This is a genomic window from Glaciecola sp. 2405UD65-10 (assembly GCF_048820975.1).
GTDB lineage: Bacteria > Pseudomonadota > Gammaproteobacteria > Enterobacterales > Alteromonadaceae > Glaciecola.
This window is the reverse complement of record NZ_JBMEUF010000001.1, coordinates 2,463,208-2,488,534: the sequence shown is the minus strand read 5'-3', so window position 1 is coordinate 2,488,534 and position 25,327 is coordinate 2,463,208. Positions and strand designations below refer to the sequence as shown.

12 protein-coding genes are annotated in these 25,327 nt (G+C 41.6%); 3 read left to right on the top strand and 9 right to left on the bottom strand.

Features of this window, described 5'->3' with window-relative positions; all coding sequences use genetic code 11:
* Positions 1-20 precede the first annotated feature (20 nt).
* Positions 21-1,970, bottom strand: a complete 1,950-nt coding sequence (locus ACOI22_RS11005; RefSeq protein WP_420672074.1) for a putative bifunctional diguanylate cyclase/phosphodiesterase — start codon at positions 1,968-1,970, stop codon at positions 21-23.
* Positions 1,971-2,459: 489 nt separating this feature from the next.
* Between ACOI22_RS11005 and ACOI22_RS11000 the strand changes: the two genes are divergently transcribed.
* The gene (locus ACOI22_RS11000; protein WP_420672073.1) at positions 2,460-5,369 is read left to right on the top strand and encodes a carboxypeptidase regulatory-like domain-containing protein; all 2,910 of its coding nucleotides are present in this window, start codon (positions 2,460-2,462) and stop codon (positions 5,367-5,369) included.
* Positions 5,370-5,490: 121 nt separating this feature from the next.
* On the opposite strand, the gene ACOI22_RS10995 is transcribed toward ACOI22_RS11000, so the two are convergent.
* The 6 genes from ACOI22_RS10995 to ACOI22_RS10970 all read right to left on the bottom strand — a co-directional run bounded on the left by ACOI22_RS10995 (position 5,491) and on the right by ACOI22_RS10970 (position 21,099).
* Positions 5,491-8,547 carry an AAA family ATPase gene (locus tag ACOI22_RS10995; protein ID WP_420672072.1) on the bottom strand — a complete coding sequence of 1,019 codons (3,057 nt, stop codon included), beginning with the start codon at positions 8,545-8,547 and terminating at the stop codon, positions 5,491-5,493.
* A gap of 9 nt (positions 8,548-8,556) precedes the next feature.
* Positions 8,557-9,684 (bottom strand): exonuclease SbcCD subunit D, encoded by a 1,128-nt coding sequence (locus ACOI22_RS10990; RefSeq protein ID WP_420672071.1) that lies wholly within the window; start codon positions 9,682-9,684, stop codon positions 8,557-8,559.
* Positions 9,685-9,705: 21 nt separating this feature from the next.
* Positions 9,706-11,646, bottom strand: a complete 1,941-nt coding sequence (gene recD / locus ACOI22_RS10985; RefSeq protein ID WP_420672070.1) for an exodeoxyribonuclease V subunit alpha — start codon at positions 11,644-11,646, stop codon at positions 9,706-9,708.
* Positions 11,646-15,695 carry a UvrD-helicase domain-containing protein gene (locus ACOI22_RS10980; protein WP_420672069.1) on the bottom strand — a complete coding sequence of 1,350 codons (4,050 nt, stop codon included), beginning with the start codon at positions 15,693-15,695 and terminating at the stop codon, positions 11,646-11,648. The genes recD and ACOI22_RS10980 overlap by 1 nt, the downstream gene beginning before the upstream one ends.
* Positions 15,695-19,129 (bottom strand): exodeoxyribonuclease V subunit gamma, encoded by a 3,435-nt coding sequence (gene recC / locus ACOI22_RS10975; RefSeq protein ID WP_420672068.1) that lies wholly within the window; start codon positions 19,127-19,129, stop codon positions 15,695-15,697. The genes ACOI22_RS10980 and recC overlap by 1 nt, the downstream gene beginning before the upstream one ends.
* A 473-nt stretch (positions 19,130-19,602) precedes the next feature.
* Positions 19,603-21,099 carry a winged helix-turn-helix domain-containing protein gene (locus tag ACOI22_RS10970; protein WP_420672067.1) on the bottom strand — a complete coding sequence of 499 codons (1,497 nt, stop codon included), beginning with the start codon at positions 21,097-21,099 and terminating at the stop codon, positions 19,603-19,605.
* Between the two features lie 205 nt (positions 21,100-21,304).
* Here ACOI22_RS10970 and ACOI22_RS10965 point away from each other — a divergent pair, with 205 nt between their 5' ends.
* Positions 21,305-22,102, top strand: a complete 798-nt coding sequence (locus tag ACOI22_RS10965; RefSeq protein WP_420672066.1) for a CPBP family intramembrane glutamic endopeptidase — start codon at positions 21,305-21,307, stop codon at positions 22,100-22,102.
* 191 nt (positions 22,103-22,293) lie between these two features.
* On the opposite strand, the gene ACOI22_RS10960 is transcribed toward ACOI22_RS10965, so the two are convergent.
* Entirely contained in the window at positions 22,294-23,616 is a 1,323-nt protein-coding gene (locus tag ACOI22_RS10960; RefSeq protein WP_420672065.1) for a methyl-accepting chemotaxis protein, read from the bottom strand.
* Between the two features lie 312 nt (positions 23,617-23,928).
* Positions 23,929-24,711, bottom strand: coding sequence for a hypothetical protein (locus ACOI22_RS10955; protein ID WP_420672064.1), 783 nt, complete (start codon positions 24,709-24,711; stop codon positions 23,929-23,931).
* Positions 24,712-24,964: 253 nt separating this feature from the next.
* Here ACOI22_RS10955 and ACOI22_RS10950 point away from each other — a divergent pair, with 253 nt between their 5' ends.
* Entirely contained in the window at positions 24,965-25,321 is a 357-nt protein-coding gene (locus ACOI22_RS10950; RefSeq protein WP_420672063.1) for a RidA family protein, read from the top strand.
* The last annotated feature ends 6 nt before the right edge of the window (positions 25,322-25,327 follow it).

Below are 25,327 nucleotides of genomic sequence, written 5' to 3'. Positions count from 1 at the left end.
GTCGAAATATTAATGCTTAGCTAAGATGCACGCTGAATTTGTAGATTAAACTCGCTTATAGGGGCGGGGCGGTGAAAGAAATAACCTTGCATGTTTTTGCATCCTAAAGACAGAAGCATTGTTCGTTGTGCTTCGGTTTCAACACCCTCAATGGTGCTCGTAATATCAAAGTTACTGCACAATTCAAGCATTGTTTTTATGATCCCTTGGCTACGCGGATCATGCTCAAGATTGGCAACAAAACTGCGATCTATTTTAAGAGTATCGAAGTTTAACTTGTGCAGATACCCTAAACTAGAATAGCCTGAGCCGAAATCATCAAGCGCTATAATGAAGCCTTTTTCACGCAAGGTTTTTGTTACCTCACAGCAATGGTCAATATCACTCATCATAATGGTTTCAGTTATTTCAAATTGCACTCGCTGCGGCGCAATATTGTGTGTCATCAATATGTTTTCTAAGTCATGCAGTGTTTTACTGCTCATTACGTCATGTACCGACAAATTGAACGACAAAAATAGATGTTCTGGCCAGCGGGCGAGTTCTTTTACTGCCAGTTCAAACAAATACAAAGTTAATTCACTAATAATGCCGGTTTTCTCAGCAATGCTAATAAATTCATTTGGCGGTATATGGCCTAGTTCGTCATTATACCAACGAGCAAGCGCCTCAAACCCTCGTATGTCACCCGTTTTACCATTCACAATTGGTTGATAATGTAAGCTCAGTTCTTTGTTGAGCATACTTTGAGTTAAAGCGAGTTCAATTTTTGATTTGTTGCTAATAAGTTGTTCATGGTCAGTTGAAAAAACTACCGATGAGCCTCGTGCTTCGTTTTTGGCTTGGTAAAGAGCGAAGTCGGCACGCTCTAGTAGTTTATCAACAGTATTACCCGCTTCAGGGTACACAGCAAAGCCACAAGAGCCTGATATTTGGACCAAGCCTGAGCGCATAATAAAGGGTGAGCGAAGTGCCTGCGTAATCTGGTTTCCAAGGACTATTATGTTGTCAGGACTAGCGCTGTGGTCAATCACAAAACCAAACTCGTCACCGCCAATTCTCGCTAGCATGCAGTCATCTTTGACAATTTGCCGCAAGCGCAGGCTAACTTCTTTTAATACTCGGTCACCAGCGGCATGGCCGTGAATGTCATTGACTGGTTTAAAGCCGTCTAAATCGCATAGACCTACTATAAATTGATTGTTACTCGAAGCGCTTTCTAGTTTGTTTTCAAGATGTTTGGCGAAGCTTCTGCGATTTGCTAGTTGCGTTAAGCCGTCTTGATTGGCTAATAATTCATTTTGTAAGTTAAGTGCTTGGGTTTGTTTATGTTGTTGTTCAAGTGCATAGCGCGACGTAATTACGTTTGAAAAAGACTTGTAGTAACTAAGGGCAATAGAAACCAAAACTGCGGCAACAATGCTAAAATTAAACGCAATAGACATGAAGATGGGTGAGCCGGTTGCACAAAAGAAAATTACGAACGGGATGCCTACCGAAATAGAAATACTCCAAACCGCAGCGGGTAAGTGGATTAAACACACGATGATGCCAAACACAGTAATAGATATGTAGTAAGCAACATGCACTTGTTGGCCAATATCACCATACTGAAATAAGGCTATCCCCCATGCCATAAAACCCCATCCCATTATGATGGAAAATAGCACAGTCATTTTTATTTGATATTCAACTTGCTTGATCGTGAAGTGCTTTTTTCTATAGCCGTACCATTTGAATGAGCGAAAAACACAACCTACCGATAACGCAGCTGCCACAAAAACAGTAAGGTAGTTTGGTGCTACAGAATAAAATGTATAGGCTAAAACGAGTGAATTTACGAGCAATATGAAGTAAAGCAGAGGGACTTTCGTCACCAATTCTTTAAATTGAGCAAATTTGATTTGCTCAGTTTCATGTTTACCGCCAACCCAAGAAATGGCGTGTTTGAGTTTGTTGTTTGCTATCACGTAACTCGTACTTTCTCGTTAAATATTAAGGATATCGAAGCGAAGCTTAGAGTAAACATATAGGTGATATTTTAGCGATAAGACAAAATTCGCCGATATGTGCAGTCATCATAGGTTAACGGCAGGTCATTCTCAAACTTTAGTATAGAAAATGCACTAGCGCGGCTCGTCAAAGAATAGCGAGTGGCAAGGGGCTCCCCCTTCTTCAAGGGGATGACATATACGTGGGACACAATACCAGACATATACGTGGGGAATAATACCAATAGTGCGCCCGTTGCTCGTGCGGTTACGAGCGTGCGTATGCAATTTTCATTGCTTAACTAAGTGGCCTTTATTAACAATAAAAGCGAATTTGAGTGCGCAAAAAACATATGTTTACATCACATTTATTAGACTATAGTATAAAAAAGCGACTTAAAATTAGAATCTAGATTAATCTTCATCTACGCGCCGTATCTAAAATAACTATAATTCAGGGAAATCGACATGAAAAATATTAAACGCAGTTTAACAGCGTTCGCTGTTGCTGCAGCATTAGGTGTATCCGCTTCAGTCTATGCAGCAGATACCGGTGGTTTAAAAATAAAAATAACAGATGCTAGTGGTAATCCATTGGCCGGGGCTTCTATATTAGTAGAGGCACCTGATAGTTTAGTGAGTAAAAATGCCGTAACAGATGCAGACGGGTTTGTGACTTTAAGAGGGCTAGACGCTTCAAGTCAATATACGGTAAGCGTTAACGGTGCGAATATCCAGCCATTTGAAGCAACTGATGTAAGAGTAATTACAGGTAAAAGTTTAAACTTAAGTTATGTTGTGAGCACCGATACAAGCGATGTTGAAACCATTAGTATATCAGGGCGTGCCATTACGGCTATTGATACAACGTCTTCATCAACAGGACTCGATATTACGCTTGATCTAACAGAGTCATTGCCTACTGGGCGTTCTTACCAAAGCTATTTGCAATTAACACCGGGCGTGAAGCCAAGTGCCGGTGGGAATCCTTCTTCGAAATCAGGTGTTAACTATGCCGATAGCGGCGGTACTGTTGGGCAGTCTTCAGATAACGTTTATTATATTGATGGTGTAAACGTAACTGATAATGTTACCGGTACATTCGGCGGCAACATTAACTCTGAGATTATTCAAGAGCAACAAGTATTAACCGGCGGTGTACCTGCTAAATATGCTGGGGGTACTGGCTTAGTATCGCGAGTTATTACAAAATCAGGTAGTAATGAATTTCACGGTTCGGTTAACTATTATTTTCAAAATGACAGTCTAGTCGCAGATGCTGAGCAAGCTAGTGGCGGGTTTTCAACTTACGATACTGCCGTTACTTTAGGCGGCCCAATTATTAAAGACAAGCTGTGGTTTTTTGCTTCTTACCAAATTAAAAACAGAAAAGATGATGTTTTAAATGCTGATACAGGTGAGTTTTCTCGTTCTACTGAGAGGGAAGAGACACTTGGCTTTGGTAAACTAACTTGGCAAGCAACAGACAATGACCGTTTAGTATTAACCTACTTTAATGACCCGCTTGAAAGGTCAGGTACTAGTGACTTTACCGTTCTTTCAAATCGTGACAGCTCAAGAGATGCAGGTGGTGACAACTTCAAAATAGATTATTCACACCTATGGGATGATGTGGTGATTAACGCTGGATTTATGCGTCATGAATCTGAACTTTCTGATTTAGCAAAAGATGCTACAACGCGTAACGATGTTGCTTATTTAAGTAATGCTGGCAGTGCCTCTCAATCAGACACCGATTTAGGCGGCTTAGGCGCAAACACGCTGCGTGACCGTAATAAAGAAAGTGCTTACGTAAATGTTGAATACTATTTAGATACTGACTTTGGTTACCATACAATTGAAGCGGGTTATTCACGTGAAACTAACGAAAATATCACTAATTCAGTTTATACCGGTGATTCGGCTCAATATACGTCTATAGACGATGCAGATGCAGGCGTAACCTTTGCAGATTACACTGGAAATCAAGGCTGGGTTGGTTCTAGAGACCTATCTGAAGATGATGCAGAACGTATAGCTACTGCAGTGGGGATTGATGTTGAAGATGTTGCATCTATTGTATTTGATAGCACTGCCGGCAACCCAACCGGTGACGTAAACGCGTATCGAATTATTCAAACTCAACAAGCAGAGTCGAAGCTTGAAACTAAAGGTCAGACTTTTTACATTCAAGATAGTGTTAACTTTGACGATTTAACCGTGAATGTAGGGCTACGCGCTGAAAAATGGGATCATTACGCTTCTACAGGCGCTAAAATCTTTAGTTTTGATTGGGAAATAGCACCGCGACTAAGTGTTGTTTATGACATTAATGGCGACGGTGATTCAAAAGTATGGGCCTTTACTGGAAGATATTATGACCCAGTGCGTACTGATATGACATCATTCGCAGGTAATTTAACAGGTTCGGTACGTGAAGAGCAGGTTTACTACAACGGCGCATGGGAAACTTTCCGTACTCGCGGTGGTGTGGGTACGCAAGACGCTTTCTTTGCCCCTACTACTAAAACGCCTTATACCGACGAATTCCTAATAGGTTATTCGAAAAACTTAAGTGAAAGTACCAATATATCAGTAACATACACTAAACGTGCTACTAGAGATATTTTAGAAGATTACGATTTAGGTGTTTATACTGAGGGCGGGCAACTTGACGGTTCAAGCTTGGCCTTACCTTTGTCTTACTTTGGTTATACTGAAAATCCTGGATCAAACTACGTGCTAGCTACGCTTGAAGGTGGTAAACGAGATTATCAAGGTATTGAAGTGACTTTCAAAAAGCTACGTACTGACAATTGGAATTTGCTCGCTTCATACACTTACAATGACGCGGAAGGTAATTCAAATTCAGATGGTAATGCAGACTTACAAGGTGATTTCTATTACTTAGACCCTCGCGCACCTAACATGTATGGTAAGCAGCCAGGCAATATTGAACATCAATTTAAAGTGTTCGGTACTTACTACTTTGATAATGGTTTTGAAATTGGCGCAATTTATAACTGGAACTCGGGTACCTTTTATAACAGAGCTCAAAACGTTTATGGCCGCTTATTACCATTACGCGAAGAGGAGTCTTATGACTTTGGTGGTTATGATGGATTATGGATTGCTCCAGGAAATCTAGCCAGTGAAAAAACTGAGGCATACGGCACCCTAGATATTCGCTTTAAGTACAACCATACCTTTGGTGACTACAAAGCAGAATTCTTCTTAGACGTATTCAACGTGCTTGATGACCAAGCTGTTCTTGAAGAAGAGCAATTAGTTGCTGGGAGCGGTAGTTTTGCATTTGGTGAAGCAAAAGACTTTGTTGAACCTCGTCGCTTATACCTAGGCGCTAAGTTCTTATTTTAAGACTTAGATAAACTATCTCATAAAAAGGTCAGTGATTCGCAAGAGTCGCTGACCTTTTTTAATTTTTAACTATTAATTATTGTTCACTAGTAGGCCTTGGCCTTTGATTTTATGACTTACCTTAGGCGATTAAGGCAATTTTGCTGCCTGCTTGGCTTGCTTGCACATCTACGCGCAGGGCCATTTGGTTTTTCAGTTCACTTACGTGGGAAATAATACCAATGGTGCGCCCCGTTGCTTGTAAGTCTACCAGCGTGCGAATGGCGAGTTCTAATGATTCAGGATCTAAACTACCAAAGCCTTCGTCTATGAATAGGGTGTCAAGCTTAATGCCCCCAGCGTATGATTGCACCACGTCTGACAAACCCAGCGCAAGGGCAAGTGCCGCCATAAATGACTCACCGCCTGACAATGTTGCCACTGAGCGGGATTTACCTGTGTAAGTATCATCTACTTCAAGCTCAAGGCCTGAAGCTTTATTGCCTTTTGCACGCTCTTCTTTGCGAATGAGCTGATAACGCCCACTGCTCATAAGCAGTAAGCGCTCAGAAGCTTGTATTAATACGTCGTCTAACAGTACGCTTAGTACAAAGCGTTGAAGGCTAACTTTATTGCCGCCTATGCCGTTTGACACTTCATACAGCGTGCCCACTGTATTGTATTGTTGGTCTAAAGCTTCATGCTTCTTAAGCGCACCAACGAGTTTGGCCTGCACTTGACTTAACTGATTGTTACGCTGCTCAATACCCCGCCATGCTTCATCTTTTTGTACATACCCTTGGTTGGCAAGGGTAAGTTGTTCTTCAAGCTGTACTAAGTTAGGTAGCGTCTTATCTTTAAGCTCACTTTCAAGCTGCGTTTTAGCCCCTTCAAGGGTGTTGAGAGTTTGCTTGTAGTTATCAATTTCTTTGTTGAGCCGAGCTTGTTCTTCGTCGCTTAGTAGGGCTTGCGTAAATTGCGCTTCATTGTCAAACTCACTTGCCTGTAACTTAAGCTCCCAGGCTTGTATGGCGGTAGCGAGTTCGTTTTGAAGCCCTTTTAACTGGTTGGCTAAAGAGGCCGTGTTCGCTTCGCTTTTATCAAGCTGTGACTGCGCGCTATCTTTGTTTTTACGCGCTTGCTCTAGGGCCGTGTTTAAATTCACTATTTTGCTGCGAGTATCAGCAATTTCAGTATTTAAACTCACCGAGTCTTGATACTTTTCAGGTAACTTTTTTTGTGTTTGCTCCACTTGGCTTTCAGCTATTCTTAAACGCTCTTTACTGGTATTGGCTAGCTTTTCAGTGGCTGAATATGTCTCTTCAAGTTGCAATAATTCACGTTTTTCCTTACTAAGCGAGCCTTGTATGATGGCAAGAGATTGCTTGGTGCTGTTTAAAGACTCTACCACGGCTTGCTGCGTTTCAAACTCACGGTTGAGCGCTTCGGGTGCTTGTAAGGCAAGCTCACCTAGTGCTGTTTCAATCTCAGCAATGGCGGCTGCTTTCGTATTTTCTTTAATTAGCGCGTTATCAACACTTTGTTTTGCCTTATCACGTAGGGCGCTTTGGGCACTTACTTTTTGTCTAGCTTGCTCAACATCTTCTTTACTCGCGGCATTGTCTAAGAGCGCTTGAGCTAAATTGGGATGCTCTAGGCTACCGCACACCGGGCAAGCTTCACCTGTTTGCAAATCTTGCGCTAATATGGCCGCTTGATTGCTGTGCCACGAATACTCACATTTTTTAGCTGCGGTTTCTAAATCGCTCAATAAAGTGGCAGCGCCATCTAATGTATTCTTGGCTGCACGGGTGTGAATTTTAAGGATGTGCAGTTCTTCATTGGCTTGGAAAAGTTTTTGCCGAGCGTCTTTGTTTTGGCGATATTTCTCAAGCAATATGCTTTGTTCTGGCAATGCTTCAAGTGCAATATTGAGCTGCGCTATTGAAGCCTCTTTTTCAGCTATTTGCGCCTTAAGATAGCTAAGTTTTTTTTGCTCGCCAAGCTGCTTTTCATGGTGAACGTTAAATTCTTTTTGGCAGTTTTCTTGTGTGTTTCTAGCCTCGCTTAGCTCGTTTGCAAGCCCTAAGTATTGCTCAAGTTTATTCAAATCAGTTTGTAATATTTGTACATTTTTGTGCGCTTCTTCAGCCTTCGAAAATGCCAATGTTACGTCTTTAAGATGCGCGTTTACTTGAGTTAAATTTGCTTCACTAAGCTTCAACGAGGCTTGAGTGGTGCCTACCTTTTCATGTAAGTCATTTTTAGCTAAAAACGGGGCTTCAAGCTTTTGTGCGTTTAGTGCCAACTTTAGCTGAAGCTGACTTTTCTCAATGTCGACTTTTTGCATACTGTGCTGTGCTAGCTCTTCATTTTTTCTAGCAAGATTGTCAAATTTGCTTGTGAGAATTTTAGCATCATCAAGGCGTTTTTCAGCGAATTTCAGTGCCTCGCTGGCGGCTGTTTTTTCTGTTAAAGCAAGCTCAAGTTCAGGCTGTATTTTAGCAATACTAAGCTTTAATTGTTCTGCGCTTTCTACATCAGCGCTTTGTAAAATCCCTTTAATTTGATTTTCGTGATCGCTCTTCGCTTTGGTAATAGCCAATGCTTTAGTTTTTAGCGCATCCTCAATTTTTTTATAAATCGAGGTTTGAAATAGCTGGCTGAATATTTTTTCTCTGTCTTTGGAGTCAGCTAAAAGTAAGTCTCTGAATTTGCCTTGGGGCAGCACCATTACTTGGCGAAACTGCTCTACGTCAAGGCCAATCAAAGTGCGAATTTGGGCGTCAGCCTCAGTGACTTTAGATTCAACTAATAAAGTGTTGTTTTCAGTGCCATCTAATTCCCATAGAGTGGCTTTTGATGCTTGGCTGGTTGTGCCTTCACCGTTTGCTTTGCTGCGCTCTTGCATAGGAATACGAGTAATGCGATAGGTTTTGTTGCCAAGTGAAAAGTCTAAACTTACTTCAGTAAGTAGTTTAGGGCTGGCAAAATCGCAGCGCATTTGAGTTGCAGTGCGTTCCGCTCCAGTGGTTTGGCCGTAAAGCGCGAAGCAAATAGCATCTAAAATTGAGCTTTTTCCAGCGCCGGTGGGGCCATTTATTAAAAATAGTGGGTTGTTGCCCAGGCGGCTAAAATCAAGCTCTTCTTTTGTTGCGAAGGGGCCAAAGGCTTGTACAACAAGTTTACGTGGTTTCATGGGTTTGCCCTACTTATTCAAATCGTTTATCAATCCAGAAATCACTTCTTGTTGCTCATTAGACATATCATTGCCCGTTACCTGAGAATAGAAATCTTTAAACATTTCTGCTTCGCCACGTTTTAATGAAGCTTGCGTCATTAACCTGTTGCTTGGGTCAAACATGCCGGGCTTTTCAAGGTGCAACACATTGGGGTATACCGCGCGCAACTTGCTCATAGGATCAAGTATGGCGTGTTTGTCAGTTAAACGAACCAGTAAGTAATCATCGCTATGTGGGTCAAGTTTACCTTGCTCAAGTATAGTGTTTAGCTCGCCTTCTATTACTCGCATGTTGCGCAGGGGTTTAAGGGGTAAGTGAGTCTGTTTGACTAAGCCTGTTTTGTCTACTTCAACTAAGCTTAGGCCTTTTTTTTGATGTTGCTCTGAAAAGCTATATTTCATAATAGAGCCAGAATAGCGAATATGTGGTTCGCCTTTGTATTGGGGGCTATGCAAATGGCCTAAGGCAACGTAGTCAAAACTTGTGCAGGGTGTATAGCTTACTCTGTCGGCGCCGCCAATTTGTAAAGGCCGCTCAGAATCTGATTCTTCAGCACCATCAATAAAACAATGGCTGATTAATACATTAATCTGATTGCTCAGTGTTGCATCTTTAATTTTGTTCACCAAAAACGTATGCGCATCGTCATAGTTTTTTAGTTCTTCATTGAACACTTGCCTTACGCTTAAGGGTTCGCAGTAAGGTATGCCGTAAAAAGCAACTTCAAGGTCCTCAGCCTTAATTACAACGGCTTGTGTAACATCTTCTATTTTACTTAAAATATGCAAGCCTGACTGCTTCATTTGCCCTGCACCAAAGCGCAACCTTTCTGCGCTGTCATGATTGCCTGATATTAAAATTACGGGGACGTTAAGCGTTAAACATATTGTGTTTAGGGTTTCATCGAGCAAGGCAACGGCATTTGCTGGGGGAATGGCACGGTCATAAATATCACCGGCAATTACAAGCGCATCTACTTGTTCGGTTTTGACGTACTCAATGATTTGAGCTAGCACATGTTTTTGGTCTTCTAATAACGAAACATTGTGAAACTGGCGGCCAATATGCCAATCAGATGTATGCAGAAACTTCATTGTATCCCTTATGTTATTCTTTTACGGCAAGTTAGCAGGTGGCTGCTGAAGCAGGCTAGCTAGGCAAGTATCGCGCTGATTACTGCGCTTAAGGCTAGCGTGTAACACTGAATGCACGGCGAGTATATCGGCTGACTTTTGCGCCCGTGTTATGCCAGTATATAGCAATTCTTGCGTGCAGCCCTGTGCACCGCCAAACGGAAGCACTAATAATACTTGCTCATATTCACTGCCTTGTGTTTTATGAATCGTGAGGGCAAATGCCGTTTCGTATTTAGGCAGCCTGTGTAAACTCACTTGCTTTACTTTTTTATCATCTTGTTCAATAAACGCGACCAACTCAGGCGGTTTATCTGTTCCTTTGTTGCTATCCCACACCACACCTACGTCACCATTACTTAAGCCCACGGAGTAGTCATTTTCATTAATAATAATGGCCTGCCCGTGAAACGCTTGAATGGGTGCGTTATACGCACTTACCTTATGCTGTGCGAGTTGCTGCGTAATGAAATAGTTAAGCCCCTGTACACCGTAAGGGCCTTTTCTGATGGGCGTAAGTACGCGATATTCATTTAATGCATAAAGTAAAGCTTGCGGCGTGGGCGCACTTTGTATTGCGTTTTGGTAGTGCTCAATAAGTGCTGCTAACTTATTCGCTAGGCCTAGTTTAAAGTGCGCTTCGTCACAATCGTCGGCGTACAAAGAGGTGTTTTTTTGCGAGCTACTTGCTGTATCGTTTTGCTCAGTGAGTAAGTTTGACAACAAGCTAATGTTACCTTGTTGTATGGCATCCGCTATATCAGATACATTTTGCTCTGAGCGATGGTTTTTATACAAGGTCACAATATGGTCAGCGCCGTTTGCTAGTTCTGCTTCAAGCTTATACCCCGTTACCTGAGTAATAAAGTTCAGCATGTTATCTGATTTTTGCATGCCAGCGGTATGGCTTAAGTCTTTTAATATATTTCCCGCTTCTACTGACGGTAATTGCTGAGTGTCACCCACCAATATAAGTTGCACATTGGGCTTGCAAGCACGTAAAGTTTTAGCGAATAGGGCAACGTCAACCATTGAGAATTCATCAATGACTAGAATGTCGCAGCCCAGCTTCTTATGCTCACTTTTAATACTGGTAGTTTTGCCCACATGAGTACCAATCAATTTATGCAATGTGGTGGTGTCTTTGGGGATTCGGCTAATAACTTTTGCCAAGCTTGAGTGTTCTGTACTTGTAAGTTTGGCAAAGGTTTTACTTAAGGATTCATGCAGGCGTTGTGCCGCTTTCCCAGTGGGGGCGGCTAGCTTTATTATTTTGTTGGGAAACTGCATTTGCAGCATAATTAACATGCGCGCCAGAGTGTGAGTTTTGCCGGTACCCGGGCCACCATTTAAAATCATTAGGCCTTGATTCAAGGCGCTAGCTACCGCAACAGCCTGCCAATCAACACGGCTTTTATTAGGAAACAAATTTTGGAAAACTTGCTGAAGTTCGCTGCTTAGTTGCACATTTAAGCTTCGATTAATTTGCTTGATGTGCTGCGCTATTTCGGCTTCGTAGTAAAAGTAGCGATGAAGCCTGAGCTCTGCCTGTTCGAACAAATAAGGAAAGGCTTCTGTTTGGTTTTGTATCCATTTTTCAATAATCCCACTGAGTTCAGATACCTCAGGGAGCATTATGCCCGTTTTGACATTCTCATTGGTAGGTGCATCATCTGCCTCTGTATCAATGTTGCCAGTTTCTGGTAAAGCGCTGGCAAAAAGTAGCTTGCCGGCTATTTTGTGCAAAGGCAGGCAGGTATTGCCTTGTTGCAGGTGAATGTGAAATTTAAGCAAGGTCGCAAATAAGATGCTTTGCTCAGAATCGCTGCCTATGAAAGGATAAAACCTTAAAATATTGCTAAGCATTACGCCATCGGCTGCGCTTACTTGATCAAACTGCGCTAAGAGTGATGTAAACTTCATTATGCATCTCCTTGGCTTGGTGCTGCATCTAGCAAGGTATCAAGGGCTTGCCATACTTCAGGGCTTAATTGCGCTGCATACACGCCAGTTCCTAAAGGATAATTAGGTGACATACCCCGCAAAAACAAATAGTAGACGCCGCCAAAATGCGAAGCGCGATCGTAGTTCTCACCCAGTTTGTGCTGCAAAAACCTATCTAGCGCCCAGCTATATATTACGTACTGTAAGTCATATTGATGTGACTGAATGGCCGCGGTCATATTCTCGGCGTTGTAGCTTGCTGGCTCATTGCCTAAATGATTTGATTTGTAATCGGCTACGTAATACTTGTTGTCGTGTTCAAACAATAAATCTATAAAGCCATGCATCATACCTTTTAAAGCACTGGCACTTAATTGGCTTTCTGCGGTTACGCTGGCACTTAGCGGGGTACTCAATTGCCTTTGCTCAGCCATTTGCTTTCTATGCAAATTAAGCACTTGCATCAATTGACCATGCGCTACGCTTTGCATAGGAAAGTAAAATTCAGGTTCTTTTAGTACATGCCCTTTTTTAAGTTGATGCAAACTTACCCAGGCTTGTTTCTGCGTACTGTGTATAAATTCATTTAAGGCAGGCAGTGGCGTTGAAAGCACTTCGTTTAGCCATGCGTTCATTTGCTCAACATTGCATACGCGGGCAGCGTTTTGATACACCATAATATGGGGGTTATTTTCATCTGCGCTTAAGGCTTCACCGTGTTCAACTCCATTGGGCGAAGTAAAATCATGATCTTCTAATAAATTGTGTAACAAAGTGCCGGTATCGGCACTTCGCTCCATGCTAAAGCGGTATTCAAGCGGCGTGTTTGCATCAGGCTTTTGCTCGGCTGGCGGCTGTTGCAAGCTTTCGCTATCGTCTTTGCCTTTGTCATGTAAGTCAACATGCTGGGTGTGCTTGCTTAGCCGCGAGAACGAATACAATTGCCACTGTGAGTCACTGTTGCCGCTAAAGCTAGATGCGCTTAAGGTGTTTTCAGTGGTTTGCGGTGAATAAGTAAATTGAGTGTCAATTTCATCAAAAAACTGCCAATTAAATAAACCAGGGTTGAGTTGATGAAGCTCGCTAAGTGTATCACATAGTTCATCAGAACCACTTGACTGAGCTTGTATTAGGGGATACAAAGCCGAGCGCTGGTAAAGTGCAGGTTTGCCCACACCTAAGTAACAACGATGAACGGCTCGGGTAATTCCCACATACAGCAAGCGAAGCTGCTCTTGTTCAAATTCTTCAATTTGCGCGGCCTTGGCATGTTCGTTTTCACCCACTTGTTTCACAATATATTTGCTATTGTTTTCACTGGTTTTTGAAAACTGAACCAAATGTTTTGCACGTAAATTTTTAGGTGCAAAGCCAGCGAAAGGAATAAATACAATAGGATATTCTAAGCCTTTACAGCCATGCAGAGTCACAATTTTGAGTAGTTCATCATCTGACTCTAAGCGCTGATGGGTGGTTTCATCATGGCTGTTGGCTATGTCATTATCATTTGGAATTTGCTTATTAAACCAATTGAGTAATTGATACGCATGTTCGGTAGTTTTACTTTGCGTATTAAGAATTTCGGCTAAATGCATATAATTAGTGAGGCTACGCTCGGCCGATTCTTCTTCACTCACATTCACATAATTAGCTTTTATGAGTTCACTTACCAGTACAAAAACGCCTTTTTTCTCCCACAGTTTTTTGTATTCGAAAAACTCATTTTTAGCCGCATCAAATGCCTTGTCATCATCTAGCAACGTATGCAAAAACGCAGGAGATTTACCGAACAAGTCAGTGCTTAGGGCGCGTAAAAACTTATCATTTTGCTTAACGTGTAATATGCCATCAAGCACCATAAACAATGACTTGGCTTGATCACTAGTAAATATGTTTGTGCGCGAGCTCAAAAATACCGAAGGTACGTTTACTTTCGCCAGCGCTGTTTGTACATGCTTAGCTTCACCTTTGGATGCTACTAGAACCGCTATATCTTTCAGCTGAACAGGGTTTTCGCCAATTTGGGCTTGCTTGCAAAGCCTTATCACTTCGCTACTTAGCGCTTCGGCTTGTTCTTTCTTGAACTCGGCTCTAAGGTTGGGAGTAGCTTGTTGTGGGTCGCTAGGTTTCCATACGTCACGATGTAACTGAAACTGTATTGCACCTTGCAGGGTATCAACAAGCGCTGGGGTGTCACCATCACCCTTTTTGCCTGGATAAATCCACGGGTAACTAATGTTTTCAGCAAATAAACTTTTGCCATGTAAGGCGCTTTTTTCCTTAGTTTCGCTACTCTCAGGCGTATTTAATACTTGCTCGGCACCTTGTTCTTGGTGCTGTGCAGGCAATCGAGCCTTCAAGCTCTTTATTGATAAACTATTGCTTAATAGGCTTTCACCATAAAATAGCGTGTTGTAGGCATCTATCATGTTTTCGCTAGAGCGAAAATTATGCTGCATTGACCACTTAGGGAATGCATTTTCATAGGCGCCCAAATAGGTATTGATATCGCCGCCTCTAAAGCCGTAAATAGCCTGTTTAGGGTCGCCAATCATAAGCAGCAAATGGTCAGGACTATTGGGCGGATAGCAGCGCGAAAATATAGAAAACTGGGCGCTGTCGGTATCTTGAAATTCATCTATTAAAGCGTAAGGATAATTGTGTTGAATATAGTTGATTACCGTTTCATTATTACTTTGGACTGCGCTTGCAAGCTGGGCAATGGTGTCATCATGGTCCATAAATCCAAGGCTTTGTTTTTTGTGCGCAACGGTTTGCCTAATGTCTTGTATGGCGCTTAGCATTAAGCTGTATCGCGCGCGCGTAGTAGGCTTATGAATATCCTTACGGATTTTATCTACGCCTTTTAGGGTTTTCGCAAATGCGTTTAGCGCGTCTTTGCTCGCTTCTAAGTAGCTTGTAAATGCGCTTAGTAAAGCGCTAAATAAAGCCTCGGTGTTCGCGGTGAGCGCACTGTCATTTAAAGCGGCTACGCACAGCGTGGCGTGTTTTTTGGCAAGTAAGACTTTTAAGTTGCTTATGGCAGGCAAACTAGGGTCTTTTTCTGTTAACCAGTGCCTTAATTCTTCAAACACCCCAAGGGCTTTTTTGTTCGCTTTAGCATCACTCAGCGCGGCTTGAATGGTTTCTGCATGCGCATTCACTAGTTGTTTAAAATCATTTAATAGCGCGGTACCGTGTGCTTCATCCCATTGCTCAAAAAAAGTATTTTTATACGCAACAATGCTGGATTTTTCCGCTTCTAGGCTTTGTTCTGCTTGTGCCACTTTCATTTGCAAGAGTGGGTCTGATTCGGGCATGAGTTCGGGCTCAATAAAGCCCGATAATGCCGATGAAAACTCTTGGATAAAGGCATGTGGACTTGATAATTTGAGGTGTTTTAGAGTGCTTAACACCTCCTCATTTTGTTGATTTCGTCTAAACCAGTCTTCTACCGCTTCGCTTATAAAACTTGCGCTCGATTGCACCAATTCAAGTGAAAATGGTTGTTGGCGCATAAAGGCGGTTTGCTTAATTATGCGCTGGCAAAAGCTGTGAATGGTAAAAATAGAGGCTTCATCTAAGCGCAATGACGCTTGCTTTAATAAGCGCTGCGCAAATGCTACTTTTTGTTCAAATAAAGGCCTTGCGTCACCTTCTTTCAGTTCGCTTTCTTCAGATGCTGGTGAATTCGGCACTGCGTTACTAGGAAGCGTTATGCTGTTGATCATTTGCGTGAAAAGCGGGTCAAGCTGTTCGGGCTCATTGCTTAAAATATGCAGCAATTTATTGGTTTCTGACGCAATGCGGCCCTTTAGCTCTTGGGTAGCCGCTTTGGTAAATGTCACTATGAGTATTTGTTCAACCGTGGCTTCTTTAACCAGTAAAAGCTTTAAAAATATGCGTGTAATGTTGTAGGTTTTTCCTGTGCCGGCACTGGCCTCTATTACTTGCTGGCCTTGCAAAGGCATGTCATTCACATTTAAGGGGTAACTAAGTGCAGCTTCAAACTCTGTTATGCTTTTCATTATTTAAGCTCCACAGATTCGGGTAAGTTGGCAAAGAAGATACTTTTTAAAACTGCAATATTTTGCTCACTTACGCTGAAGTTGTTGGGGAAAAAGTAATCACGATACGCATTGCCGCTGCGCTCATTGGCTGCGTCATCATTTAACACTTTTATAAGTTCGTTAGTACTCACTTCTTCAGGCTTTAGCAGCACATTTCTAAGCTTTTCGCCCATATTAATGGAGTAGGGAGAGGGGGTTTGCATTCCTTCGCTATACGCGCTTAGTATGGCTTGTAAAAATCCCTTAGCCATGGCTTGATCAAAACCGTTTTCATAATTAAGCGCTAAGCTTTGAATTTTTGCTTTGGGCTTATTAACGAGTTTTCCGCCTAAATACTCCAAGTATTTTTTACGGGTGGCGTTTATATCAAGGTATATCAAAGTGCTTGATACGCCTTTATTGCAGCCCGCTACTTTAATGGCATGCTGCAATATAAATTCAAACAGCTGAATTATTTTAACGGGCTTTGTTTCCCGCACAGTGGTTTGGTGTTGGGCGTTAGCTAGCATTGATGTGCTTAATGTTACTGTTTGGTTGTTGCTATTGGCGCTGGGCAGTTCAATGTCACAAGAAAAATCTTGGTATTGTTGCTCAGTTAAGGCAAGTTCGTGCTCAGGGTTTTCTTGTAAATAGCTTAAAAATCCTGCTTGCACTATTTCGAATACTTCACGCTCAATATTTTGTTCGCGGGTTATTTCGGGTAAATCACCGCTTTGATACAAGCGCTCGTAGTTGGCATCAAACTCCTCAGTGGGTTCAGTGGCGTATTTAAGCATGGCAGTATTTAGCTGATACTTGGTTAAATTAGACACTTCAAACGGCTCTACGTCATCTTGGGCATCACGAAATTGCTCAAAGCTCAGGTGCATATGATGCTTTGCGAAATAGGCAAAAGGGTCTTTAAAAAAGCGCACTAATTCATCGGTATTTATATGGCTAGGAAGCTCATATTCTACTTGTAAACTTAGCTTATCAGATGAAGCTCTTGTTGATACATCAAGCCATGGCTGAGCAAATGAGGGGCGGCTAGCAAAGCTGGTGTCTGCCAGTTTACCTAGCTGATACGACTTCTTGCTAAAAGCCTGCAAAGTGTGATGCGTGACTGGCGCGCAATCAAAAGCGAGTGTTAGGTAATCTATAAATTCACGCAGCACTAAGCTGGGTTCGCGCTCAGAGTTGTTTTTCAGACTATTACCCTGATAGCTCAAATACAAATACTGGCGAGCCGAAATGATGGCTTCCAAAAACATGTAACGGTCTTCGTTGCGCCTTGAACGGTCGGTTTCAAGAGGTTTTTCTTGGGTCATTAAATCAACACTGAGTGCTTGGGTGGTACGCGGAAAAACGCCGTCGTTTAAGCCTAATACGCATATTACTTTAAACGGAACGCTGCGCATGGGCACCATAGAACAAAAGGTGACTTGGCCCGTGTTAAATTGATTGAGTGGGTCGGGAATAGATAACACGGCACTTAGGGCTTCACGGGCAACACTTAAGGATACTTTGTCATCAAAGCGCGCATTTGCGGTATTCATACTTACCTGATTAAGCGCGCGTTTTATAGCGCTCACTGCATTGTTGTTGGCATTGCCGCTAAACAACACCTCTAAAATATGTAGTTGCATAAAGCTGAGCCAGTCACTCATGGTTTTTTCACCTATTAGGCCAGCGTGAATGCCTTGCAGTGAATCAATAAACAACATAAGTTTAGCCAGCACGTTAAGGCCTTGCCCTTCAACACAATGCAGCATGGCAAAAGGGACATCGTTTTCGGCTGAATCGGCAAATAGGGCTGATTTTAACAAGCGCGATAAACCCCATTCCCAGGTGTACAAGTTATTGCTTTTCTCCGCTTGAATTACTTTAGCTTTATGGTTGGCATCTTTACCCCAAAAGATATTGGCTTGCGCTATCCATGCTTCACACAGCTCAACATCTTCAAGGCTTAAGTCAAATTGTTGCTGTACGCTTTCAATATGCAAATAATCAATTAATGAACTCACCGAAAAGCGGCTGTCAGGTAAAGCCAGCATGTCCATAAACATACTAATTAAGGGGTTAGCGTCTAAGGGCGCGCGATCGGCAATAGAGCACACTAAGCGCGGGTTGCCCGGCTGCTCTTTATCAAACAAGTCACGGAACACACTTTTTACATAAGGGGCGTATTCTTCCACTGCGGGGCACAGCACAATTATGTCGTGTGGATGAATGGCGGCGCTATTACCGTGTTCGTCTGTTGCATCTTTATTAGCTTGAATAATATGCAAGAGTTGGTCATGTAGCACTTGGATTTCACGTAAATGGCTATGGCAGCTATGTATACTTACCGAGTTGTCTTCTTTTACATTTTGTATACTGCCCGTGCTCGCTTTTAGTAAATCTTGCTGAACGGCTTCAAGCAGAGTAGCCGGCGCTTTGCCAGATTGCTTGAGCAAGTCTTGAAATAGGGCTTTGTCAGTAAAATCAGGGTAGTCAATTTGTTGAAGCTGCTTAAAAAGCACGCGGCCTTGAGTGCCTAAATTGGCTAGTAAGCTATTGGGGGAATCTTCATTTAAAAAATTATCTATACCGGCTTTTAAGCATAAGTGCATGCGTTGTTTGTCAGTGACTAGGTCAGCCCAATATTCGCCGCAAGGATTTAAATGGTAAAAGAAAATGTCGATTTGCTGGCTAATTTTATACAGCAACTCTAATTGTTGCCGGCTAAGCGCATTTACCACAAAAATGTGTAGTACCTGAGGTAATTCCACCTTACCTACTTCAAACTTCTCTATTGCTGATTGCAGTATTTTTGCAGGGTAATTGCCGTTTCCTAGCGTAGCGGCTTTATCTTTTATAAGCATTTGCCATAGCAAACGCTGCCAAGGCTCTAAAATATCTGCAATAGAGGTGTTTTGCTCAATAACTGATTCGCCCTTTTCCCAGCTTTCAAACCAATTGGGACGATACTGCATATATTGCTCAAACACGTCAGCTGTGTTTTGCGCCAGCATAAAGCGCGCTCTGTTTGGATCGCTCGCGTTTTGCCAATAGGTGTTAGCGGCTTCAGCGTTTTCATTATTGATAAAGTCGCTTGCCCGTAAAATGCTTTCTATACGCCAAACCAGTATTTCGCGTTTGTACAAAGATTCTTTAGGGACTTCGTTTTCGCCTAAAATTAAGCGACAAATATTGTAAATACCGCGTGATACAAGGGGGAATTCAATGTTCATAGACACGCCCAAATGGCGCGCAATTCCCATATTCACAAAGTGCTTCATACCTAAGCTTTCAACCATTACATGCACCGGCGTAAATATGCTGCTAGCTGATTGCGTATGCTGCTGCTTAATAAGCTCTGATATTACAATGAGCAAGTGCTCTTGGCGATTTGAGGGAACAATGTTGAACATAGACATTCCTGTTGAAGAGGGATAAAACCGCCGCGCTGATCCAATTACGCAACTTTTAAAGCTAAGAAGAACATTGTTAAACTATTTCTTTATTTAGACAAGCTTAGCTAAACATTTATGCTAATTATTTGTAGGTATGTTTGTCATTCCGACAACCCTGAGCGTCATTCCCACAACCCTGAGCGTCATTCCCAAAACTCCGAGCGTCATTCCCACAACCCCAAGCGTCATTCCCACGTAGGTGGGGACCTCCCACAGTACGCTCGCAGTATAAAGTAGAAGTGGGGTTTAGGAGTTTACCGCCTGCGCGGTAATGACAAAAGTAGTGCGTCATTCCCACAACCCCAAGCGTCATTCCCACGTAGGTGGGAACCTCCCGCAGTACGCTCGCAGTATAAACTAGAAATGGGGTTTAGGAGTTTACCGCCTTCGCGGTAATGACAAAAGAAGCGCGGTAATGACAAAGAGCTGCGTCATTGCAACAGTTGCTTTTGCCAACTTACAGCGCGTACTTCTAATTCACTAAGTTGGCGCTTCCTAATTAGAGTTAGTGCCTTATTTATATGAATTTCGGCTTTCTGAGTGTTACCGCGTTCTTTCTCTAGCATAGATAAATTTAACAAACCGTTGCTTTCACCGAAGGGACAATGAAGTACTTTATGAAAGTTGATTGCTTCGGTATATAACGCTTCGGCGTTTTCAAACTCTTGATGAAACTGTGCAATTTGTCCTCTAAGCTCAGCCAAATACGCTAAATAAAGCCAGTCATTGAGCGTTGACGATAAAGCATCTACTTCTTCTAATAATGGCTCTGCGGCCTCAAATTTTTTCTGTATTATTAAATTCACTGCGCTCCAAAACAAAATTCTTATATGTTCGCGGTGAGGGGTTTCGTAGGTACTAATTTGTTGTAGCAGTGAGTTTGATAGCAAGGAACTGTTTTCAATATCACCTTGCTCAATTACTATTTGTAACAGTAAGCGTTGGGCCGTTAAGTTGTGCGGTTCACTAATAATTGCTGATTGTAGCAACTGACTAGCAAACTCATGCTTATTATCTCGCTTTGCCTCTAATGCATTGGCAATTAATTCATTAGCAAAGTCAGAATGGTAGTCAGTTCCCAGTTCATTTAACTTTAAGCCGCCAGTCTTGGAAATCCGTTTGGCGAGTTGATCAATCGCGTCAGCAATTCGCGAAGAGAATAATACGCCTTTGTTACTACCGTGAGGGCGGTGCAGAGTATACAGTAGTTGGTAATCTTGGGGAGTACCAGAAAACGCAAGCTCAACAATTAAGGAAGCGCCTGACACAACAAATAGCTTATCAATATCACTTTGCCTATAACCGTAAGCAGGAGCATTAGCCCTTTGCATAACTTCTAGTACATAATCAGTATGCAAAACGCCACTATTTTTGTTTGAGGCTAGCTGTTGAATGAGCTGATCCATTGCACCTAAAGACAGCCAGCCGTGATCACTGTCGTCAATTTGATTGTTAACCGGCAACACCACTATTGAGCCAGAAATATAAGCGTCGGGTTGCTTGTTCGCCCATATGAGAATAAAAAGCAATACAACGCAGAATGAGAAGAGCAACGTTTGTATAATGCGCTTAGGCCTATTACTTGTTTGTTCACTCCCCCTATTTTGCAGTATTGGTTTACTTACTGAGGTAACTGGCATGGTCCAAGCATAACCCTGCTTGGGTATTGTTTTAATAACATTGCTTGGTGAGAATACCTGCCGGATTTCATTGATTGACTGAAACACAACGTGCTCACCTACCACTACATCGCTCCATACTTTTTCAAGTATTTCACTTTTACTCACCACTTTATTTTCTGCAGACACTAAAAATAGTAAAAGCTCAAAAGTACGCGGGCGAATTTTGCAAATATTCCCTTGGGGGCCCGTCACGCTGCCGGCAATAGGGTCAACTGTAAAATTAGCAGTTTGAAAAGGTGGTTTCACTTAATACTTCTATATAAACACTTAAAATTCGCTCTAAATAATAACGCAAGGCTGTAGTTTGTCCTTATATAAATTTCTATAAATACTTAAATAAGATAAATAGCTCTTTAAATTCAGATGTTTACCAATATAGATTTTTATAGTGTGAATTTTATAATTAAGCAGGCAGGCTATATACAAATTTATTAAAAAGTTGCAAATGATTATGCTTAGTTTCAAACGCCTTACCCTTATTTTTCCGCTTAGTTTTACGGTTGTGTTGGTACTCCTTGGAGTGGTGATATCTCAGCTTGGAGCGGTATTATTAACGCAAGTTTTTCCTGACATCACGCGCGAAACATTTGCGGTATTTACACGATACGCAACGGCATTGCTTATGATTTTGTTGCTTTGGAAGCTTGATGCATTGCGAGCTTCCGGTATTTCTAAACCTAAGAGTGAATGGGGAAGCAAATGGGTGTTAGCTATTTTACCCATGGTCTTAATAGCCTGCCTGAACTTAAGTGGAGTGGAATGGGAAAGGTTGGTGTTCTCGGTAGCTAAAGTCCCTTTCTGGTTTTTTGAAAACTTGGCAACAGGGGTGTTTGAAGAGATTTTAATGCGAGCGATGGCCTTCTACATTTTGTATCGCGCTTGGCAAAAACAAAGTAATGGCTTACTTAAAGCGGCGATTGCCCAAGCTTTGATTTTTGGTCTTCTGCACCTTTTGAATTTATTGAACGGATTTACTGTTGACGTACTCGCTCAAGTTTTTTATGCCGCTCTGCTCGGTATTTCCTTTGCCGGAATAGTAGCTTACACCGGAAGTATATGGCCGGCTGCTTTTGTACACGGGCTTATAAATGCAATAGCCAATATTAATCGTACCTTTGTACCTGATTATATTGAGACGCCTACCTCAATTGAGTTTTATGCGTTATTTATAGTAACAGCCTTTTTTATAACCACTTTGCCGGGTATTTACATGCTCAAGCATAGCAAGCAAAGTCAAGCTTATGCTTAGCAAATATTAAGCGCGTCACTCCCACGTAGGTGGGAACCTCTTACAGTGCGCTCGCAGTATAAATTAGAAATGGGGTTTAGGAGTTTACCGCCTGCGCGGTAATGACTCAGAGGGGGTTTAAGAGTTTACCGCCTGCGCGGTAATGACAAAGAGGTGCGGTAATCACAAAAAGATGACGTAAAACAAAGCATTTACTTGCGGTCATCTAAGTTTGTCACAAATGTAGAAACGGCCTCAACAACCTTTTGAGCCCCTTCTCTAATATCTTCAATAACAACACTTGTTTCGCTCAACCGGCTTGATACGTTTGATGCTGTGTTTTGGCTGTCATGAATAGTGGAAACAGCGTGGCTGGTTAAATCTTGATTTTTTGCGACTACGTCTACAATTTCTTTTGTTGAACGACTAGTGCGCGATGCTAGTTCTCTAACTTCGTCAGCCACCACGGCAAATCCCCTGCCTTGTTCTCCCGCTCTTGCTGCTTCTATTGCTGCATTTAAGGCCAGTAAATTAGTTTGGTCAGCAATGCTACTGATAGATTGTATAATGGTAGCAATGGTTTTTGATTGAGTCTCTAATGCATTAATGTTTTCAGAAGCTGATGTCATATGCTCACCTAGCTGATTCATTACATCAGCGGTTTGTTGCATCAACTCAGCGCCATGATTGGCATGCTTATCGGTATCTTGTGAAATTTCAAACGCGATCATAGCCGCTTTGTTCGTTTTTTCTTCTAGTAATACTTGCTCTGTAATATTGGTCGCAAATTTAACTATTTTGTAGAGGTTCCCGTAGCTATCAAAAATAGGATTATACGATGCTTCTAACCACACAATATTGCCGTGCTTATCAACGCGCTGAAACCGTTGTGCTATGAATTCACCTCTGTTGAGCTTTTTCCAAAATTCTACATAATCAGAGGAGCTACTTTCCTCTTCTAAACAAAAAATTCGATGATGTTTACTTACAATTTCATCTAATTGGTAGCCCATAGATGTTAAAAACAGAGCGTTGGCGTCTTCAATGATGCCTTGCGGCGTAAACTCAATGACCGCCATAGAACGAAGTAATGCTGACATCATATTATCTTGGTGAACAGACTTCTCAATGGTGCGAGATAAGTTATTGGCGAAAATATCAAAATACAGGCAATTCTTATTTTTATCTAAAATAGGCTGAATTATCACCCTTAGCCAAATGACCTTATCATTTTTATGCAGTTCAACCGCGCCGCACCAATGTTGTTTGTTTTCCAGTGCATTTTTTAAGTTTTTATAGTGCTGACTAGTGCGCGATTTGTGGTGTACTAAATCTAAAAATTGACGCTCAGCAATTTCTTCTAATTGCATATTTGTTTCATTAACAAAAAGCTCGTTCACATTTTTTACTAGGCCTTTTTCACATAGTTCAATGTGCAACATTTCGTCGCTTAAGCTGTCAAATATTTGCTTTTTTAGATATAAATCATTTTGTGTAGCTAGAAGTTCTGCTTCTAATTTCTGATTAAAAAACATTAAAATTTACCTTGTTTGCTATACCCACCAGCTTAAAAAGTATAATGGGTGCTAGATAATCGAATAGATATGTTTATGGGTAGTTCTTTTAATACAAATTAAATTCAAAAGCTTACGCAGAAATACAAGGGCCTAGTTATTCGCCGCTATATTCACTTAAATAGTTTATCGACATGAAATAGTAATGTTTTAATTTTAACCAATTAAAATATAGTAGGGAGAGCCCGTGTTTTGCTTATGTATGAAATTACAGCGCAAAAAAAAGCCCCGTAAATTACTACGAGGCCTTTTGAAATAAGTACAATTAGAAAGTTATTTTTTAAGTAAATCAGACAGTTTGTCGTTTGCTTTATCTAATAATTTTTCTTTTTGTTTAGCAACTTCTTCTTTCAATTTCTCTTTAGCTTTGGCTTCAAGTTTTTTCTTCACTTCTGCTTTTGCCTGCTTAATCGCGTTATCAAGCATTGCTTCAACTATAGCCGCGCCTACTTGGTCAGCAGGCATGCCATTGGGTTGGCCAATTGAGCCAGCATTAAATGTGGGGAGGGTGACTTCATATGCTTTTTGCTCAAGCTCAAATTCACCGGTATCTAAATTTTCAAAATTTAACTTTAAGCGAGCGTTGCTTACCACAACTTCATTTACAATCACTAATGGATTTGCACCTGGTTCAGTAGTCGTTTCTTGTTCTTCTGTTTTAGGTAAATTGGCTTGCAAATTATCTTTTAATACAAGCAAGTTACCTTTTCCGCTCGCATCAAATTCGTACAAAATTTCAGGCGCATCAATGCGTACTGCATCAACGGTGTATGGTTCGCCTGTTATTTGGCCTAAGTCTAAAGTAATGCCATCAAGGCTAAACGCGTCTTCGTCACTGAAACCCTGAGGGTTTTCTACATCAATGTCGTTAATCGTTAAGCGGCCTTCTGATATAGCTAAATCTACGTTAAAAACGGTGACTTGGGTGCCCAAGAACTTACTACCTTGCTTTTCAATTTGCTCTTTTATTAGATCGCCCGCGCCTGACAACAAATATGCAGCCCCGCCTACGATAATCGCAATAATAATTGCTAAGATGATTAAACCTTTTTTCATTGAACTTTCCTTATAAATTAGCGTTTCATTTTTATATTCTACACACATCACTATAAACAAGATAACAGTGTTACTTTAGTGAAGAACTTGCAACAATAATATGTGCGACTTATTAAAAACATACTAACATTCAAATTCCCTTAAAAGAATTAAGAGAGCGATAAAACATCAAAAACAATACTATGGTTTATTTGAATAGCAAAAATACTGACCAACACCACGTTATGAACTAAGCAATAAAAGGCATATATTAATGACAATTGAGCGAATAGAAACTAAGCAGCGAATGAGTCGCATTGTTAAGCACAACGGTACTATTTACCTGTGTGGGCAAGTATGCTCTGATGCAACGCAAGGTATAAGCGAACAAACGCAAACGATGCTAGATAAGGTTGATTTGCTGCTTGAGCAAGCAGGTAGTAACAAAGAGCATATTTTATCAGCTACCATTTATATAAAAGATATGGAATATTTTGCACAAATGAACGCCGTTTGGGATAACTGGGTGCCAGAAGGGCATGCACCTGCTAGAGCGTGCGTTACCGCCAATATGGCACGCGAAGCTTTACTGGTTGAAATAACGGTGATTGCCGCCGAGATAAACCCTTAGCCTTAA